Consider the following 17,405-nt stretch of genomic DNA (forward strand, 5'->3'; position numbering starts at 1 on the left):
AATTGAGCAGGCAATTCTTAGCCCACTCGTTGGCGCCCGCATTCATAGAAAAAAGGCGCCCCCAACGGGAGCGCCTTCTGAACTTATTGATCAAGGAAGCTGCGCAGTTTGCGCGAGCGGCTGGGGTGCTTCAGCTTCCTGAGCGCCTTGGCCTCGATCTGGCGGATCCGTTCACGGGTCACGCTGAACTGCTGGCCGACCTCTTCCAGCGTGTGGTCGGTGTTCATGCCGATGCCGAAACGCATCCGCAGAACCCGTTCTTCACGCGGGGTGAGCGACGCCAGCACGCGGGTGGTGGTTTCCTTGAGGTTTTCCTGAATGGCGCTGTCCAAAGGCAGCACGGCATTCTTGTCCTCGATGAAATCGCCCAGCTGGCTGTCTTCCTCGTCCCCGATCGGGGTTTCGAGAGAGATAGGCTCCTTGGCGATTTTCATCACCTTGCGGACCTTTTCCAGCGGCATTTGCAGCTTTTCGGCCAGCTCTTCCGGCGTCGGCTCGCGGCCGATCTCGTGCAGCATCTGACGGCCGGTGCGCACCAGCTTGTTGATGGTTTCGATCATATGCACCGGAATACGGATGGTGCGCGCCTGATCGGCGATCGAGCGGGTGATCGCCTGACGGATCCACCACGTCGCGTAGGTCGAGAATTTATAGCCGCGACGGTATTCGAACTTGTCCACCGCCTTCATCAGGCCGATGTTGCCTTCCTGAATGAGGTCGAGGAATTGCAACCCGCGGTTGGTGTATTTCTTGGCGATGGAGATCACGAGACGCAGGTTGGCCTCGACCATTTCCTTCTTGGCCTGACGGGCCTCTTTTTCGCCTTTTTGCACCTGCTGCACGATGCGGCGGAATTCCGAGATATCCAGACCGACGTACTGGCCCACCTGCGCCATGTCGGCGCGCAGCTCTTCGACCTTTTCGGTCGAACGCTCGATGAACATCTGCCAGCCACGGCCCGGCTTTTCGCCCATTTCCGTCAGCCAGTTCGGATCCAGTTCTCGGCCACGATAGGCCTCGACAAATTCACGACGGTTGATGCGGGCCTGGTCGGCCAGCTTCACCATGGAACTGTCAATCTGCATGACCCGGCGGTTGATGCCGTACAGCTGGTCGATCAGCGCATCAATCCGGTTGTTATGCAGATGCAGCCCGTTCACCAGCTCAACAATTTCAGAGCGCAGGGACTGATAGGTTGCCTCGTCGCCCTTGGTGAAAGAGCCGTCTTCGTTCAGGGTGGCCGAAATCCGGCTGTCCTGCATTTCCGATAGCTGGGAAAAATCGGTCGAGATCCGCTCCAATGTGGTAAGAACGCGATCCTTCAGCGCCGCTTCCATCGCGGCGAGGGACATATTGGCCTGCTCGTCTTCGTCATCTTCATCGTCATCGGCAATCGGGTTGCCGTCCGCGTCGAGTTCGGGTCCGGTATCCTTGGCAGGCTGGGCGGCCGGAGCAGCCCCCGGCGTTACCGGAACCACCGGTTCTTCCGCGTCTCCCTCTTCATCCAGCTGATTGCCAAAGGTCGCCTCAAGGTCGATCACATCGCGCAGCAGAATGTCTTCGGACAGAAGTTCATCATGCCAGATAGTGATGGCCTGAAAGGTCAGCGGGCTTTCGCACAGGCCCGCAATCATGGTGTTGCGACCAGCCTCGATCCGCTTGGCGATGGCAATTTCGCCTTCGCGGCTTAGCAGTTCGACGGTGCCCATCTCGCGCAGGTACATGCGCACGGGGTCATCGGTACGATCCAGTTTTTCCGAAGCAGTACCAGCAACCGCAACCTCACGCGGGCTATCGGCAGAGACCAGTTCGGTTGACCCTTTCTGGTCGTCCTCGTCGACTTCTTCATCTTCGATGATATTGATGCCCATCTCGGACAGCATCGACATCACATCTTCGATCTGCTCCGAGCTGACCTGATCGGGCGGCAGCACCTGGTTCAGCTGATCATAAGTGATGTAGCCTTTCTCACGGGCTTCAGCGATCATCTTCTTGACCGCGGCCTGGCTCATATCCAGCGTGATTTCAGCGTCCTGATCGTCAGGCTTACGGTCGTCGTTATCTTTGGCGGCCATTCATTGCTCCCTAAGAGGCTGGGCGATTCGGATGCCGAATCATTAGCGCGATCGTGTGATTCGTCACCCGGTTTAGCGAATTTTCTTTGGCTCTTCCTTAGCAAAACGACTCGCGGATGCCACGAATCACTTCTCAGAGAAGCCAATCCTGTCCAAAAGGGCGCCAAAAGCGTCGAGTTCCTCGCGGTCGAGGCGCGCGCCGTTTTCGCCCACATCAAAGTTGGCCTTGTCCTCGTTTTCACTGCGTACGGCTCGGTTTCGCGCCTCTGCCGCCTGTTTCAGGCGCCAGGTCAAGGCTTCATCCGCCAAGCCAGTCAGGTCCTCTTCGGCCTCGGCAAGTTCAGCATCCAATCCCAGCACGGCCTCCAGTTTGGCGAATTCTTCGGCCAGGGTTTGGCGCGCGGCGTCAAAATCACTGGGCCTGCGCAGGCAGGGGATAATAGCCACATGGCCAAGGGTCATCAGATTTTCAAGGGCCTGGGGGCCAAGGTTTTCCAGGATGCGCTGTTTCAGGGTCTGTGGTGCATCAATACCATAGCGCAAGACCTGATCGCGCAGCCGCCCGAGATCGGGATCCTGGCAGGGCATCCTCTCCAGGTTGCTTTCAAATTCCCCAATCACATCTGGCGTTGAAATGGCCACCGCCAGTACCACGGCTTGGCGCACCCGAACAAGGCCAGCGTCATCAGCCGCCACCACGACAGAACTGCGGGTGCTGGCCATGGGCGCAGGTGTTGCCCCCTGCCCCTTCCAGGGCTTGCGCGTGCCATCGCCAAAGCCCCCCTTGCGGCCAAATTTGCCGCTGCCGCTCTTCCAGCTGTCACCGCCCGGTGGGGTAAGAAAATCACGGTCCGCGCCTTCGGGACGATTACCGCGAAACAGTTCCCAACGCAGATCACGAATATCATCGCCATAGTGTTTGCGGATCGAAGGATCCCGGATCAGTTTGATCTTTTCACGCAGTGCCTTGTCCAGCGCCGCCTTGCGCTCGGGGCTGTCAAACACCTTGCCTTCGGTTTCGCGCTGCCACAGCAGCTTGACCATCGGCATCGCCTGATCCAGCACCGCCTGCACCGCTTCGGGGCCTTTGGCCTTGATCAGATCATCCGGATCCTGCCCATCCGGCATGATGGCAAAACGCAGCGATTTACCCGCCTGCAACAGCGGCAGCGCCAGGTCGATCACCCGCATCGCGGCGCGCAGCCCGGCGGTATCACCATCCAGCGCGATGATCGGCTCATCCGCCATGCGCCACAGCATCTGCAACTGGTTTTCCGTCACCGCCGTGCCCAGCGGCGCCACCGAGGACTGAAAGCCCCCCTCGGACAGGGCAATGACATCCATATAGCCCTCGGCAACAATCAGCGGCGTTCCCCGGCCGGCGGCGGCGCGGGCGGGCGCGTGGTTATACAGGCTGCGCCCCTTATCAAAGAGATCCGTTTCGGGGGAGTTCAGATACTTGGCGTTATCATTGGGGTCCATGGCGCGACCACCAAAGGCAATGGCGCGGCCGCGGGCATCACGGATCGGAAACATGATCCGATTGCGGAAGGTATCATAGGGCTTGCCCCCCTTGGTCGAGGCCTTGGCCAGACCGGCGGCAAGGATCAGATCTTCGGGCACATTCTTGCCGCGCAGATGATCCCATAGGTTTTGCCAGCCGTCCGGCGCGAAGCCGATTTCCCAGCGTTCCAGCGCTGGTGGCGTCAACCCGCGCCGCTGCAGGTAGCTGCGCGCCATGCTGCCATTGCCAGTCTTCAGTTGCAGGCGGAAGAACTGCACGGCCTGTTCCATCACATCAATCAGCAGAGTGCGGCGGTCCTGTTTCTGCTGGGCCTTTGGATCGCGCGCCGGCAGTTCCATACCCGCCTCGCGCGCCAGGATTTCCACCGCCTCCATAAAACCGACATTTTCGGTTTCCTGGATGAATTTCAGCGCGTCGCCCTTGGCCTGACAGCCAAAGCAATAATAATACCCCTTGCGGTCATCCACATGAAAAGAAGCACTTTTTTCGTGATGAAAAGGACAAGGAGCCCAAAGATCCCCCTTGCCGACATTGGATTTACGCTGATCCCACATGACTTTGCGCCCGACAACATCCGCAATGCTGACGCGGCTGCGCAATTCATCCATGAATCCAGGTGTCAAAGACATATCAGTTCGTTTTCAGCTGTGCCGACAGGGGCAGTACAGGGACAGTATTGTCGGCGAATTAGGGGCCATTCTGAGAAACCGACAACAGCAGTTGCCAGTTTCACCCACGGTTGGCAGCCCGCCGTGGAAAACGGGCTCCGGGGATCAGTTTGTTTTGAGTTGTTGCTTCATCGCCTGAATCTGATCCCAGTTTTCCAGACATTGCTGTTCCATCAGGGGGCCAAACTCGGTTGCCTTCACATCGCGGCGCTTCATGGCATAGATATGCGCAGTCAGCTGCGGGATCGCCTTGGAATACTGCTCGGGCCACTCTGGGTTGCTGTCCAGGATGACCTGCTCCACATCCGCCTGGGAAACCCGGTCCAGCCGCGCGGCCTGAACTGCGGCCATGACTTGGCCCTGGTACTTGCAGCTATCTTCTTTGTTTTCAGCTGCATAGGCAGGCGCTGCCAAAAGAGCAGCGGCAAGGGTGATGCGGATCATGGATCGCTCCCGGAATCAGTTGATGGTTGAGGCAGATTACCCGCGCGCTGCCCACGCTTCCATCGCTGTTTTGAGATCATGGTACATTGTTCGCGCCATAGAGCGGAACACCATGATCTGAAAGCAATCTTCCTCGATCCGACAAATTGACGCCTGCATGTGCCTTGCCTCGGTGTGCAGGGCCGCACCGACACCAAAGGCCGAAAGCCGCAGATCCACCGGACAGAGCCGCGCCAGCACCTCTTCGCCCCCCTGGCCCTCTAGCCGCATCACGGCCCAGCCCTGGCTTTGGTCCGTCAGGGCGGCATATTGCGCCAATGTCGCCTCTGGCTCAATCCCCATAAGCAGCCCCAGATCCCGGCCAAACCAAAGCGCGCGCGCATCGCCACTCTGACAAGAGCCACCAATGGGCGGAAAACCCAGCCCATGCGCTGCCTGCAACGCGGCATCCAACGCCGCCTGCTGGCCGCGATAGGGTGCCAGGGTCGTCATGGGAACAGTCGGCCCCTCCCGCAGGCAGACAGTGCCAATGTTCAACGGCGCCAAGCCGTCGCAAGCGGTTTTTGCAAGCAGGTCAACCACGCATCCGTTCTCCTTCGGGGTCAAAAAACACCGGTTCCACCACCTGACACAGCGCATCGATTCCACGCATGTGATCCACCAGCCGGATCTCATCACCAATGCGCGATGCGCCCCGTTTCAAAAAGCCCAAGGCGATCATATGCCCCAGCAGCGGCGAAAACCCTACCGAGGTGACATAGCCCTGATCCTGGATCCGCTCCACCGGGGCCTCCGGGTCAAACAGATGGGCACCCGCGCTCAGCTCCTGGACCGCACCGATAGGCTTCAGTCCGACCAGCTGCATGCGGTCTGGCGCCACCAGGCCGGGACGCTGTGCCATGGCCTTGCCGATGAAGTCCTTCTTCTGTGACATCATCGCCTTCATGCCAAGATCCTGCGCCGTCACCGTACCATTGATTTCGGCATGGGTGACAAAGCCCTTCTCGATCCGCAGCACATTCAACGCCTCCATCCCATAGGCCCCACCGCCCAGCGCCTCGGCGCGCTCCAGCAGGGTGCGAAACAGGCTGTCGCCGTAGCTGGCCGGCAGGGCGAGTTCATAGGCCTCTTCTCCCGAGAAAGAGATCCGGAACAGCCGCCCCTGGATACCGCCGACGGTAACCGCACCACAGGCCATGAAGGGCCAGTCGGCAGGCGCCAGCGGCTGATCCAACAGATCGTTCAGCAGGAGCCGCGACTTTGGCCCCGCAATGGCAAACTGCGCCCAGTTTTCCGTCACCGAGGTAAAGCGCAGATCCCATTCCGGGTGCAGCACCTGGGTGATAAACTCCAGATGCGCCATGACCTCACCCGCCGCTGCCGTGGTGGTGGTCATCACATAATGTGTATCCCCCAACCGCGCGCAGGTGCCATCATCCATGACAAACCCGTCCTCACGCAGCATCAGCCCATAGCGCACGCGCCGCTGTTTGAGCGTGCTAAAGGTGTTGGTGTAGACGAAATCCAGCAGCTTGGCCGCATCCGGTCCCTGGATATCAATCTTGCCCAGGGTGGAAACATCACAAACCCCCACCGACTGGCGCACCGACATGATTTCTCGATCACAGGCCTGACGCCAGTTGGTTTCACCGGGTTTGGGGAAATAGGCCGCACGGTACCAAAGCCCCACCTCCAACTGGCTGGCGCCGCGCTCCTCGGCAACCAGATGCGAGGGTACAAAGCGCTGCGGTTTGAACCCCTGATCCGCCGCCCCGGCCCCCATGGCACCGATGGCCACCGGAACAAAAGGTGGACGAAAGGTCGTGGTACCGGTCTCGGGGATGGAACGCCCGGTGACATCTGCCAGCACCGCCAGGGCCGCCACATTGGAATTCTTGCCCTGATCGGTTGCCATACCCTGGGTGGTGTAGCGCTTCATATGCTCGACAGAGCGAAAGTTCTCATCCGCCGCCTGGGTGACATCCTTCACGGTGACGTCATTCTGAAAATCAAGCCAGGCCCGCCCCTTGCCCGGCACCGCCCAAAGCGGCGCAATGCGGTAGGGTTGATCCTCGGCCTCTGGCAATTGCGCCGCCGCAGTCACTCGCAGCCCAAGCTCTGCCAATACAGCATCAGCCGCCGCCGCCCCCTCGCGCAGCGCAGCATGGGTGGAAAAACTGCCATTGCAGGCACCAACTGCCCGCATCCCCGGCACCGCGCCGACCTGCGGCACAAAGGCAAGCAGCTCTCGCCGCCAACTGGGCCGCGCATTCAGGTGGCAGGTCAAATGCAGCGAAGGGTTCCACCCCCCCGACATGGCAAGGCAATCGCTCTGGATCCGCTCTTCCCCCCGCACGGAACGCACAGTGATGCTCTCCAACCGCTTGGACCCACTGGTATTGCAGACCTGCGCCCCCTTCAGCACCGGATACAGGTCACTGTCGGGCGCATCATGACGGCTGTCGATGACTGCGGCCAGATGCACCCCGGCAGCGACCAGGTCGCGGGCGGTACGATGGGCATCATCATTGTTGGAAAACAGCGTCACCCGCTCTCCCGGTGCGACACCCCACCGGTTGAGATAGGCGCGTACCGCCCCCGCCATCATGATGCCGGGCCGGTCATTGTTGCGAAAGGCCACCGGGCGCTCGATCGCCCCCGCCGCCAGGATGCAGTGCTTTGCCGCGATACGCCAGAAACACTCCCGCGGGCGCTGGCTGCCCTTCAGCGAATGCTGCCGTGGCAGATGATGCCCAACCCGCTCCAGCGCGCCATAAGTGCCGTGATCATAGGCCCCGGTCACCGCTGTGCGCCGCATGATCCGTACATTGTCCAGCTGCTGCAGCTCAGCCTCGGCCTCCTGCAGCCAGATCTGCGCCGGCTTGCCGTCAATCTCTTCCTCTTCCGCCAAAAGACGCCCACCTAGGCAGCTGTCTTCCTCCAGAAGCAAGACATCCGCACCCGCGCGTCCTGCCGTCAAAGCTGCCATCACCCCCGCAGGCCCGGCACCAACCACCAGCAGATCACAAAACCCATAGGCCTTTTCATAGCGGTCCGTATCCGCCAGCCCCGACAAGGCCCCAAGCCCCGCCGCGCGACGGATCATCGGCTCATAAAGCTTCTCCCAAAAGGCCGCAGGCCACATGAAGGTCTTGTAATAAAACCCTGCCCCCAGAAACGGCGCGGCAAGATTGTTGACCGCCATCACGTCATGCTCGACCGAGGGCCAGCAATTCTGACTGCGCGCCTCCAGCCCCTCATAAAGCTCCTGAGTGGTCGCCCGCTGATTGGGGTCCTGCACCGGCCCCGCGCCCAGCGTGACCAGCGCATTCGGCTCCTCACTGCCCGCCGTCAGAATGCCGCGCGGGCGATGATACTTGAACGAGCGGGCCACCAGATGAATATCATTGGCCAGCAAAGCCGCCGCCAGCGTCTCCCCGGCGCGCCCCATCAGATGCCGCCCATTAAAGGTGAAGTTCACCGTCTTGGCATCCGCGCCCTGCCCCTTGCCAGCAATCCTCATACGCCCGCCCCCAATGCTGCATCCCGGGCCAGAACCACCTCTGAAACCGTATGGTTCACGGTATCGCGGGTCACCTGCAGCCAACTGCCACAGCCCATCTCGTGATACCAAAGCTCCGCCAAAGGCCCCGCAGGATTTTCCCGCAGGTGCACATAGGTGTGCCAGGCCTCCGACTCAGCCGTCGCAAGCGGTCGTACCAGCGCCGCTCCCTTATAGGAAAACTCCCGGCGATCACGCGCGCCGCATAGCGGACAGTGGATCCTCATGTCTGACGCTCCTGCTTCATCTTACCCAAAATACCTCCGCCGGAGGCATCCAGCCGAAGCCCCAAGAACCTAGTGGAGATTATGTTGCGCACCGGTCCCCTCCTCGTCCATCAATCCATGGCCTGTGCTGAAACGATCCAACCGGAACTTTGCCGCCGCCCCATGTGGCCGGTCTGTCGCGATAAGATGGGCATAGGCATTGCCCGATCCCGGCGTCGCCTTGAACCCGCCGTAACACCAACCACAGTTGAGATAGAGCCCCGCAATCGGAGAGTGATCAATGATCGGGGATCCATCCGGCGTCATATCCATGATCCCACCCCAACTGCGCAACAACCGCGCCTTGCTGATGGCGGGCACCATGGCCAGGCAGGTTTCCATCGTATGTTCCACCATCGGCAGATTGCCACGCGCCGCGTAAGAGCTGTAAAAATCCAGATAGCTGCCAAAGACCAAGCCACCCTTGTCGGACTGACTAATATAAAGATGCCCCTCGGCAAAGGTGACGACATGATCCACCAGCGGCTTGATCCCTTCGGTGACAAAAGCCTGCAGCACATGGCTTTCGATTGGCAGCGTCAGCCCCGCCAGGGCCGCCACCTGAGAGCTGCGCCCAGCCGCCGCCAGCGCCACCTTCTTGGCGCGGATCGGGCCACGCGCGGTCTGCACCCCGGTGACCCTGCCGCCTTCGACGTCGATGCCGGTGACTTCGCAGTTCTGAATGAGATCGACGCCACGCATATCGGCGCCACGGGCAAAGCCCCAGGCCACAGCATCATGGCGCGCGGTCCCGGCACGGCGCTGCAACATTCCGCCCATGATCGGGAAACGGTTGTTGTCGAAATTCAGATAGGGCACCAGCCTGCGCACTGCATCTTGATCCAGCAGCTCGGCGTCGTCGCCCTGATTGATTATGGCATTGCCGCGGCGCACGATGGCATCGCGCTGGCCATCGTTGTGAAACAGGTTGATCATGCCACGCTGCGACATCATCGCATTGTAGTTCAGCTCCTGCTCCAACCCTTCCCAGAGCCGCAGCGAATGGGAATAGAATTCGGAATTTCCCGGCAAATAATAATTGGCCCGCACGATGGTGGTATTGCGCCCGACATTGCCACCGCCGAGATAGCCCTTTTCCAGCACCGCAATATTGGTGATCCCGTGTTCCGCGGCCAGGTAATAGGCCGTGGCCAGCCCATGGCCACCGCCACCGATGATCACCACGTCATATTCGCGCTTGGGCTCCGGGTCGCGCCACTGCGGGCCCCAGCCCCTGTTGCCGGTCAGCCCCTCTTTGAGCACCCGCCATCCCGAAAACCGCATCGCATATTTCTCCCCTTGGCTATCGCCGCTTTGCCCAGTGCCATACCCGGGCAGCCTGCCACTGGTCGACCCAGGATAAGCCTGTGATATTGCTAGCCCCAATACCGCAAAAGGCCTAGCCCCCGATTGAAAGAAACCGGCAACCGGCAAGCTCCTGCCTGCACTTGACCCCATAATGGGCACTTATGTCCAGTAGTGATTGCCCACCAAAAGAGACAAACAGAACAGGCCAGCCCCGCAGGCAGACGGCACAGCGCAGCGCGCTAAACCAAGACAAAAAAGCGGCGCACCATTGGCGCGCCGCTTTTCGTCATGATGATTTCGACCTAGGCCAGACCGGCTGACCTCAAAGTCCTTTGGCCCGGTAGCTGGCGGCCACCTTGGTGATCGAAACCAGATAGGCGGCGGTGCGCAGATCGGTCACATCGTCCCGGTCATGCCAAACCTCGCGCATTGACTGATAGGCAATCCGCATGGTGTCATCGAGCCCCGAGCGTACCAACTCCAGCTCATCAGCACCGCGCAGGTACTTTTGCTTGAAGTTGTCGCTCAGGCTCCATTTATTGCCCATGCTCTCCGAAATGGCCTCCAGCTCATCCACCACCAGCTGGTGACGCGCTTCTTCCTGGCGACGCTGCATGCGGCCAAAACGGATATGGCTCAGGTTCTTGACCCACTCGAAGTAGGAAACAGTCACACCACCGGCATTGGCATACATATCCGGAATAATCACCGTCCCCTTTTCGCGCAGGATCTCGTCAGCGCCCGCAGTCACCGGGCCATTGGCGGCCTCGATGATCAAGGGGGCCTGCACACGATTGGCGTTGGTCAGGTTGATCACCCCTTCCAGCGCCGCTGGGATCAGGATGTCGCACTCGTGCTCCAAAAGCTCAGCGCCGTCCTCTGACAGCTTGGCGTCCGGGTAGCCGGAAATACCACCGTGCTTGGCGATCCAGTTATGCACTGCCTCGACATCAAGACCTTCGGCACGATACAGGCTACCATCACGCTCGATGATGCCGGTAATCAGCGCGCCATCTTCTTCGCTAAGGAACTTGGCGGCGTGATACCCCACATTGCCAAGCCCCTGAACGATGATGCGCTTGCCCTTCAGCTTGCCCTCAAGACCCGCCTTGGCGATATCTTCGGGATGGCGGAAGAATTCACGCAGGGCATATTGCACGCCGCGTCCTGTTGCCTCTACCCGGCCGGCGATGCCGCCCGCGTTCAACGGTTTACCAGTGACACAGGCGCGGGCGTTGATATCGGTGGTGTTCATGCGCGCATACTGGTCCGCAATCCAGGCCATTTCACGCTCGCCCGTGCCCATATCGGGCGCAGGCACGTTCTGAGAGGGGTGGATCAGGTCACGCTTGGCCAGCTCATAGGCAAAGCGGCGGGTGATGCGCTCCAGCTCATGCTCTTCGTATTTGCGTGGATCAATGCACAGGCCCCCTTTGGAGCCCCCAAACGGCGCTTCGACCAGAGCACATTTATAGGTCATCAGCGCCGCCAGCGCCTCGACCTCGTCCTGATGCACGTTGATGGCGTAACGGATGCCGCCCTTGACCGGCTCCATATGTTCGGAATGCACCGAGCGATAGCCAGTGAACGTATGCATTTCGCCGCGCAGACGCACCCCGAATCGCACCGTATAGGTCGCATTGCAAACCCGAATCTTTTCCTCCAAGCCTGGCGGCAGGTCCATCAGGGCGACGGCCCGATTGAACATGAGGTCAACACTCTCACGGAAACTTGGTTCTTGCAGGTTGCTCATTTGCGGTTCTCCGTACTCTTCCAACGACTCATTCCCATCGTTAGCGCAACTCTACGCATGGATGTTTAACGAGTGCGACCTTTTTGACCATTTCATTCTAAAAATTATTCAATATTCGAAGGTTGCGCGATTAGGTTTTGGCAAATCTAGGGCCACACTGATTCGAACCAGCCCCCTCGTTGAGGCTGTCATCAGGTCGCAGACCCATCCCCACATTAAGTAAATTGAAACCAAATTGACTTGGACACGCCCAATTTCCGCCATCTTCCCAAACCAAATATGAAGAGTACCATCCCCGTTCCACTCCTATGTCCCTATTTTGGGGGCGAAGAGGTTGTTGTTGATGACCCACCAGTGTTTTAGAACCGCTACCGCACTTCCGCTTGTTGCCCTGCACCAGTGCGGCAACAGATTGCGGGACTTTCGCCGCCAGGACAGTGGCGTCATGGCCTACCCGACCATGGCCTTTTTGGTGGCGATGTTGGCGATCGGCGGTATCGGCGTGGACCTGATGCGACTGGAACGCGACCGAACCATTCTGCAATACACCCTCGACCGTGCGGTGCTGGCTGCGGCCGACCTTGACCAGACCCAGCCCCCTGCCGTGGTGGTTCAGGACTATCTGACAAAGGCGGGCCTAGGTGATCACTACAGCCCGCCAGAGGTGGAATCCGGGCTGGGTTACAAACGAGTCAAAGCCACCATCAACAGTACATTCGAGGCCCAGTGGCTAAAATACTCCGGCGGCGCTGATATGCCGATCTACGCTGCCTCAAAGGCAGAAGAGAGCATCGACGGATTGGAGATTTCGCTGGTGCTGGATGTTTCTGGCTCGATGGGATCAAACAGCCGCCTTACCAATCTGAAGATCGCGGCCAAAGACTTCATTGATACCATGGTGGCCAATACCACCGATGGAAAGATGTCGATTTCAATTGTGCCCTATGCCACCCAGGTGTCGCTGCCTGATGATCTAATTGGTGAATATTCAACGGTTGGTGAAAACCCCTATTCGAACTGCATCAATTTTCAGGGGTCTGATTTCAATCAGGCGGCGCTTCCCACCAACCAGACATTGAAACGCTCTATGCATTTCACCCCCTGGGGCGAGAGCAATCGCGACAGGCGAACCTATTACAGCACACCGCGCCTGATCAAGGATCCGGTTTGCGAAAACAGAGCCTCGCGCGAAATTCTGCCGCTGCAAAAAGACGCTGATGTGCTGAAGACCTTCATTGGCAACCTCTCGGCGGCCGGCAATACCTCGATTGATATTGGCATGAAATGGGGCACCACCCTGCTGGACCCCAGCGCCCGCCCTGCCATCCAGAATCTGTCAACGGGACAGGACGCTTCGGTACCAAATGATTTCAGCGCCCGGCCAGCAGATTATACCGATTCAGATACCATCAAGATTATCGTGCTGATGACCGATGGGCAAAATACCTCGCAGTATTATGTCGACGACGATCACCGCGATGGGGCCTCGGGTGTCTATTTCTCGACCATCGTGGGGCGCGACGATATCCGCTATGGCACCAACAGCGCTTCGCTAAAGGTGTATTCCACCTATGATGCATACTATGGTCGCTATTACTGGCACCTGCCCTATGGCGCCAAGTGGGCAGACCACCCCATAGGCACGGGCAATGATACCTTTTATGACTGTGACCGGTACGGCAATAGCTGCCGCACGATGTCAGAAAACGCGGATCCCCAGGACAATCCACCAGTTGTTGCCAGCCTCACGTACAGCGAGCTCTTTGCGCGCACTTCGCTTAAATACCTTTACCGCTATATCTTTGACGACTGGATGGATTTCTACGACGCCCGCAACAAATGGTACTATGGCATCTATTCCACCTACGGCAATGGGACCAAGAATGCCCGCACCCGCAACATCTGCGCCGCCGCCAAGGCCAAAGGGATTATTGTCTATACCATCGGCTTTGAAGCACCCAGTGACGGCGTTGCGGTCCTGCGCGACTGTGCCAGCACCAGTGCGCATTATTTTGATGTAGATGGGCTGGAGATCAAAGACGCCTTTGCCTCGATCGCGACCTCCATCCGCCAGCTGAGGCTGACACAATGATCGCCGCAACAACAGCCCGCGTCCTGCGCCGCTTCCGCAGCGGCTCCGAGGCGACCGTGACGGTCGAGTTTGTCCTGCTGATGCCGCTGTTCTTCATGTTCCTAATTTCCACCGTTGAGATGGGCATGGTCATTCTGCGCCAATCCCAGCTGGAACGCGCGCTGGATATCGCGGTACGCGAAATTCGCCTAACAACCGGCGCCGCGCCCCAGCACGATGTGGTGCGCGACCAGATCTGCCGACTGTCTGGCTATACCGAGAATTGCGCAACCTCGCTGCGGCTGGAACTGGTCCAGCTGGATCCCTTTGACTGGGAAGGCGTCGACCCGCAGCCTGACTGCATCAGCAAACCCGAAGAAATCCTGCCGGTACGTGGGTTCTCTCAGGATGGAGCGTCAAACGAGCTGATGCTGATCCGCGCCTGCATGCGCTTTAGACCGATGATTTCAGCCTGGGGCCTGGGCGAGGATCTCGTCGACGACGACCCGGAGGGGTTGGTCAGCCTTATCGCCGTATCCGCCTTTGTTCAGGAGCCGAGATAGACCATGCATTCTTTCCTGACAAAACGCCTCCGCATCTTTGCCCGCCGTGCAGAGGGAACCGTAACGGTCGAATTTGTGATCTTCGCGCCACTCTTGCTATGGGCCTTCACCGCTATCTACACCTTCTTTGATGCCTTCCGGCAGGAAACCGTCAACCTCAAGGCAGCCTATACCATCTCGGATTTGATTTCTCGCGAGACGGCCGAACTGAACGAAACCTATATCGACAGCATGCATGAAATGGCCAAGCTGTTGATCCGTTCGGATTCCCAGATCACCCTGCGCGTATCTGTGGTGCGCTGGAATGAAGACGATAACCGCTACTATGTCGACTGGTCCAAGGTGCGCGGCACCTCATTGGTGGAATGGACCGATGATACCATCAGTGTCGTCGAAGAGAGCCTGCCCAGCATGCCAGATCAGGAACGCGTTATCCTGGTGGAAACCCGCAACGAGATGGTTCCCGCCTTTCGCGTTGGACTGCCGAACCTGGACATCAACAATTTTGTCTTCACCCGCCCCCGCTTTGCACCGCAGGTGCTGTTCGAAAACCAGAACGACGGTGGGGGCGGCAGTCATGATGATGGCTCGGATGCCCTGGATTAAGGCTTCTCACGCCCCTTTCCTATCGTGCGACTTCCTGTCGTGCGACTGGCTCTCCCTGTATGATGGCGCATGTATTCGATGCGCAAACCGGTAGCCGCTCTAGCGCAGTATGTCCTACAGCGGTCCCATGCTACGCTTGGCGATCATCGCCGCCAGAATTTCCGACATGGTCTTGGTCTGCGACCCTGGCGTCACCCCGCCAATGCCAATCCGTCGCCCGGCGCGCCACCACAGCCCCGGCAGCCAGATCCGTGCGCCTGGCGCACTGGTACGGATCAAAAATCCGTTTGATGGCTTGAAGGCAAAAAAGCCGCGATCAATCGTTTCAATATCGGCAACCTGCGCGATCACGGTGCCATCGGTGCAGCGCAGCACCTCTTCGGTCAGTTCGATCTGGTGGGCCGTCGCCTGCCACATCCGCACCGACAACCAAAGCGCCCCCAGTCCGACAAGCAGCAGAAACACCAGCCAGGCCAGCGACGGCGGTGTTGCAACCGCCACATAGAGCAGGGTCACGCCGATCACCGCCAGCATGGCCACCCCCATGATCCGGCGCAGCCCCGAGGCCTCTACTGTTACCAAGACTTCATCCGTCATTTATCGCTCTCCTGCCATCGTCCGGGTCCTGCCCGGACCTTTGGTTGCGTTGGACATAGCCTGCTTTTGCCACCACGAACAGCCCCGCCGACAGTCAGGCACGGACGGGGCCCGACGGTCTGTGCATCCCTGCACAGCAACGGTGGTCTCTTGGGTGTTTTGCAACAAAGGTTCCCGGCCTAGATGTAGTCCAGCCCTGCCCCAGAAACGGCAGTGTCCCGTACAGGAGAACCCCCATGTCGCTTCGCCCCACATCCCCCAGACCCATTCTGGAAACCCGTCAGGCCCAACCCACACTCGAAGGGGCAGGCGTGAAACTGCACCGCGCCTTTGGCTTTCAGGACCCAAGCGAGCTGGACCCGTTTTTGCTGTTTGACGATTTCCGCAACGAAGACCCGGCAGACTATCAGCAGGGCTTTCCCTGGCATCCGCATCGCGGCATTGAAACCATCACCTATGTGCTGTCCGGCGAGGTCTCTCATAGCGACTCGCTCGGCAATGCCGGCAGCCTGGGCGCTGGCGATGTGCAGTGGATGACTGCCGGGTCGGGCATCCTGCATCAGGAAATGCCGCGCGGTAACAAGCAGGGCCAGATGCATGGCTTTCAACTCTGGGGAAATCTGCCCTCTGACCAGAAGATGTGCGCCCCCCGCTATCAGGATGTCGCCGCCCGCGAGATCCCCGAAATCACCGATGACGACGGCACCCATGTGCGGGTGATCACCGGCGAGTTCTGGGGCAAACGCGGCCCCGTCGATGGCATCGCTGCGGATCCGCAATATCTGGACATATCGGTGCCTGCCGGGGTGACCAAGACCTTCAAGATCGACACCTACCGGCGCGCCTTTGCCTATGTCTTCGAAGGGGCCGGGGCCTTTGTCGATGCGGCAATCCCGCAGGGCGTGCTGCTAGAAAAAGAGGTTGCCGGCCAGGAACTCAATATCCGGGATATGTCTGGCAACCGGACCCTGGTGCGATTTGGCACCGGCGATGAGGTCACCGTGCAGGCCGGCCCGGAAGGCCTGCGCTTTTTGTTGATTTCAGGTGCCCCGATCCAAGAGCCGGTAGCCTGGCATGGGCCAATCGTGATGAACACCCGCGCCGAGCTGCAGCAAGCTTTCAAGGATCTGCGCAACGGCACCTTCATCGCCCCCGCACATTGATGCAAGAGCAGCAGCGGCAAGATCAGCGGTATTGCCGCTGCTGCCTCGCCCTTGCACCATGTGCAATGTGCCGGTTCAGGCGGTGACCGATTTGCGCACCATATCCCAATAGACGCTTTCCACCTCCTCCAGCGAGAGGCGGCCACCGCTACGATACCAGGTCATCACTCCGTTCAGCATGGCAATCACCGCCAAGGTCGCGATCTTGGTATCGGGAATGGTGAACTGCCCACTGGCCACCCCCTGCTTCAGCACTGCCTCTAACGCGTATTCATAGGCGCGCCGTAGGGTTTCAATGGCAGCGAAGTTTTCTTCCGTCAGATTCCGCAGTTCCATATAGGCAATAAAAACCGCATCCGGGCGCTGCATGTGAAAGCGGATGTGGAAACGGACAAAGCGCTCAAGCTGGCTCAGCGCGTCACCATCGCCCGCCTCGACCTGCCAGGCCGCCAGCAGTTCCCGCATGTGCCGATCCATCAGAGAATGCAGCAGGCTTTGCTTGTCGGGGGTGTAATTATACAAGGCCCCTGCCTGTACACCGACCTCTTTGGCGATCTGGCGCATCGACACCGCTGCATAGCCATGCTGCGCAAACAGCCGCAGTGCCGCGCTACGAATGCGCGGGCCGGTGATGTCAGAATGGGAACCCTGCGTACGTGCCATGCCTCACGATAACTGAACATTTGTTCAGAAAAAAGACCCTGCTGCATTCCGACCCCAAAGACATTGGGTGGGACCCAATATTGAGGCCGGTTCAAAGGGCAGGCCAGCCCAATGGACAGGCAGACTTCAGTGGGCCGCAGC

Annotated in this window: 14 protein-coding genes; 4 read left to right on the plus strand and 10 right to left on the minus strand. The window is 59.4% G+C overall.

All coding sequences use genetic code 11. The features are described 5' to 3' along the window. Nucleotides 1-83 precede the first annotated feature (83 nt). The 8 genes from rpoD to ACN0VH_RS06060 all read right to left on the minus strand — a co-directional run bounded on the left by rpoD (nucleotide 84) and on the right by ACN0VH_RS06060 (nucleotide 11,601). Entirely contained in the window at nucleotides 84-2,075 is a 1,992-nt protein-coding gene (gene rpoD, locus ACN0VH_RS06025; RefSeq protein WP_278921179.1) for an RNA polymerase sigma factor RpoD, read from the minus strand. A 126-nt stretch (nucleotides 2,076-2,201) separates the two neighbouring features. Beyond that, on the minus strand, nucleotides 2,202-4,229 hold the full coding sequence (gene dnaG / locus ACN0VH_RS06030) for a DNA primase (protein ID WP_278921180.1): 2,028 nt from the start codon (nucleotides 4,227-4,229) through the stop codon (nucleotides 2,202-2,204). Between the two features lie 144 nt (nucleotides 4,230-4,373). Continuing rightward, the gene (locus tag ACN0VH_RS06035) at nucleotides 4,374-4,712 is read right to left on the minus strand and encodes a hypothetical protein (protein ID WP_278921181.1); all 339 of its coding nucleotides are present in this window, start codon (nucleotides 4,710-4,712) and stop codon (nucleotides 4,374-4,376) included. Nucleotides 4,713-4,748: 36 nt separating this feature from the next. Then, entirely contained in the window at nucleotides 4,749-5,294 is a 546-nt protein-coding gene (locus ACN0VH_RS06040; protein WP_417699912.1) for a sarcosine oxidase subunit gamma, read from the minus strand. Beyond that, entirely contained in the window at nucleotides 5,287-8,235 is a 2,949-nt protein-coding gene (locus ACN0VH_RS06045; protein ID WP_417699914.1) for a sarcosine oxidase subunit alpha family protein, read from the minus strand. The genes ACN0VH_RS06040 and ACN0VH_RS06045 overlap by 8 nt, the downstream gene beginning before the upstream one ends. Beyond that, the gene (locus ACN0VH_RS06050) at nucleotides 8,232-8,501 is read right to left on the minus strand and encodes a sarcosine oxidase subunit delta (RefSeq protein WP_417699915.1); all 270 of its coding nucleotides are present in this window, start codon (nucleotides 8,499-8,501) and stop codon (nucleotides 8,232-8,234) included. The genes ACN0VH_RS06045 and ACN0VH_RS06050 overlap by 4 nt, the downstream gene beginning before the upstream one ends. Before the next feature lie 69 nt (nucleotides 8,502-8,570). Then, nucleotides 8,571-9,824 carry a sarcosine oxidase subunit beta family protein gene (locus ACN0VH_RS06055; protein ID WP_417699916.1) on the minus strand — a complete coding sequence of 418 codons (1,254 nt, stop codon included), beginning with the start codon at nucleotides 9,822-9,824 and terminating at the stop codon, nucleotides 8,571-8,573. Nucleotides 9,825-10,170: 346 nt separating this feature from the next. Next, nucleotides 10,171-11,601, minus strand: coding sequence for a Glu/Leu/Phe/Val family dehydrogenase (locus tag ACN0VH_RS06060; RefSeq protein WP_278921186.1), 1,431 nt, complete (start codon nucleotides 11,599-11,601; stop codon nucleotides 10,171-10,173). A gap of 445 nt (nucleotides 11,602-12,046) precedes the next feature. Here ACN0VH_RS06060 and ACN0VH_RS06065 point away from each other — a divergent pair, with 445 nt between their 5' ends. Genes ACN0VH_RS06065 through ACN0VH_RS06075 form a run of 3 tightly spaced genes read left to right on the plus strand, consistent with a single transcriptional unit; the run spans nucleotide 12,047 to nucleotide 14,841 of the window. Continuing rightward, nucleotides 12,047-13,693 carry a pilus assembly protein TadG-related protein gene (locus ACN0VH_RS06065; RefSeq protein ID WP_278921187.1) on the plus strand — a complete coding sequence of 549 codons (1,647 nt, stop codon included), beginning with the start codon at nucleotides 12,047-12,049 and terminating at the stop codon, nucleotides 13,691-13,693. Beyond that, entirely contained in the window at nucleotides 13,690-14,235 is a 546-nt protein-coding gene (locus tag ACN0VH_RS06070) for a TadE/TadG family type IV pilus assembly protein (RefSeq protein WP_278921188.1), read from the plus strand. The genes ACN0VH_RS06065 and ACN0VH_RS06070 overlap by 4 nt, the downstream gene beginning before the upstream one ends. 3 nt (nucleotides 14,236-14,238) lie before the next feature. After that, on the plus strand, nucleotides 14,239-14,841 hold the full coding sequence (locus ACN0VH_RS06075; RefSeq protein WP_278921189.1) for a TadE/TadG family type IV pilus assembly protein: 603 nt from the start codon (nucleotides 14,239-14,241) through the stop codon (nucleotides 14,839-14,841). Nucleotides 14,842-14,955: 114 nt separating this feature from the next. Here the strand turns inward: ACN0VH_RS06075 and ACN0VH_RS06080 are convergent, their stop codons facing one another. Beyond that, nucleotides 14,956-15,438: a hypothetical protein gene (locus ACN0VH_RS06080; protein ID WP_278921190.1), complete on the minus strand. Its 483-nt coding sequence runs from the start codon at nucleotides 15,436-15,438 to the stop codon at nucleotides 14,956-14,958. 236 nt (nucleotides 15,439-15,674) lie between these two features. Between ACN0VH_RS06080 and ACN0VH_RS06085 the strand changes: the two genes are divergently transcribed. Further along, nucleotides 15,675-16,601: a pirin family protein gene (locus ACN0VH_RS06085; RefSeq protein ID WP_278921191.1), complete on the plus strand. Its 927-nt coding sequence runs from the start codon at nucleotides 15,675-15,677 to the stop codon at nucleotides 16,599-16,601. A 75-nt stretch (nucleotides 16,602-16,676) separates the two neighbouring features. On the opposite strand, the gene ACN0VH_RS06090 is transcribed toward ACN0VH_RS06085, so the two are convergent. Beyond that, nucleotides 16,677-17,264, minus strand: a complete 588-nt coding sequence (locus ACN0VH_RS06090; RefSeq protein ID WP_278921192.1) for a TetR/AcrR family transcriptional regulator — start codon at nucleotides 17,262-17,264, stop codon at nucleotides 16,677-16,679. Nucleotides 17,265-17,405: the final 141 nt, after the last annotated feature.

Origin of the sequence: Pseudophaeobacter sp. (assembly GCF_048267565.1) — a bacterium.
Classification (GTDB): domain Bacteria; phylum Pseudomonadota; class Alphaproteobacteria; order Rhodobacterales; family Rhodobacteraceae; genus Pseudophaeobacter; species Pseudophaeobacter profundi.

Bases quoted from the DNA above. Each gene is read 5' to 3' on its own strand.
- ACN0VH_RS06045 (WP_417699914.1), bottom strand. From the start codon at position 8,235: ATGAGGATTGCTGGCAAGGGGCAGGGCGCGGATGCCAAGACGGTGAAC.
- dnaG (WP_278921180.1), bottom strand. From the start codon at position 4,229: ATGTCTTTGACACCTGGATTCATGGATGAATTGCGCAGCCGCGTCAGC.
- ACN0VH_RS06065 (WP_278921187.1), top strand. From the start codon at position 12,047: ATGGCCTACCCGACCATGGCCTTTTTGGTGGCGATGTTGGCGATCGGC.
- ACN0VH_RS06080 (WP_278921190.1), bottom strand. From the start codon at position 15,438: ATGACGGATGAAGTCTTGGTAACAGTAGAGGCCTCGGGGCTGCGCCGG.
- ACN0VH_RS06050 (WP_417699915.1), bottom strand. From the start codon at position 8,501: ATGAGGATCCACTGTCCGCTATGCGGCGCGCGTGATCGCCGGGAGTTT.
- ACN0VH_RS06035 (WP_278921181.1), bottom strand. From the start codon at position 4,712: ATGATCCGCATCACCCTTGCCGCTGCTCTTTTGGCAGCGCCTGCCTAT.
- ACN0VH_RS06055 (WP_417699916.1), bottom strand. From the start codon at position 9,824: ATGCGGTTTTCGGGATGGCGGGTGCTCAAAGAGGGGCTGACCGGCAAC.
- ACN0VH_RS06085 (WP_278921191.1), top strand. From the start codon at position 15,675: ATGTCGCTTCGCCCCACATCCCCCAGACCCATTCTGGAAACCCGTCAG.
- ACN0VH_RS06090 (WP_278921192.1), bottom strand. From the start codon at position 17,264: ATGGCACGTACGCAGGGTTCCCATTCTGACATCACCGGCCCGCGCATT.
- ACN0VH_RS06060 (WP_278921186.1), bottom strand. From the start codon at position 11,601: ATGAGCAACCTGCAAGAACCAAGTTTCCGTGAGAGTGTTGACCTCATG.
- ACN0VH_RS06070 (WP_278921188.1), top strand. From the start codon at position 13,690: ATGATCGCCGCAACAACAGCCCGCGTCCTGCGCCGCTTCCGCAGCGGC.
- rpoD (WP_278921179.1), bottom strand. From the start codon at position 2,075: ATGGCCGCCAAAGATAACGACGACCGTAAGCCTGACGATCAGGACGCT.
- ACN0VH_RS06075 (WP_278921189.1), top strand. From the start codon at position 14,239: ATGCATTCTTTCCTGACAAAACGCCTCCGCATCTTTGCCCGCCGTGCA.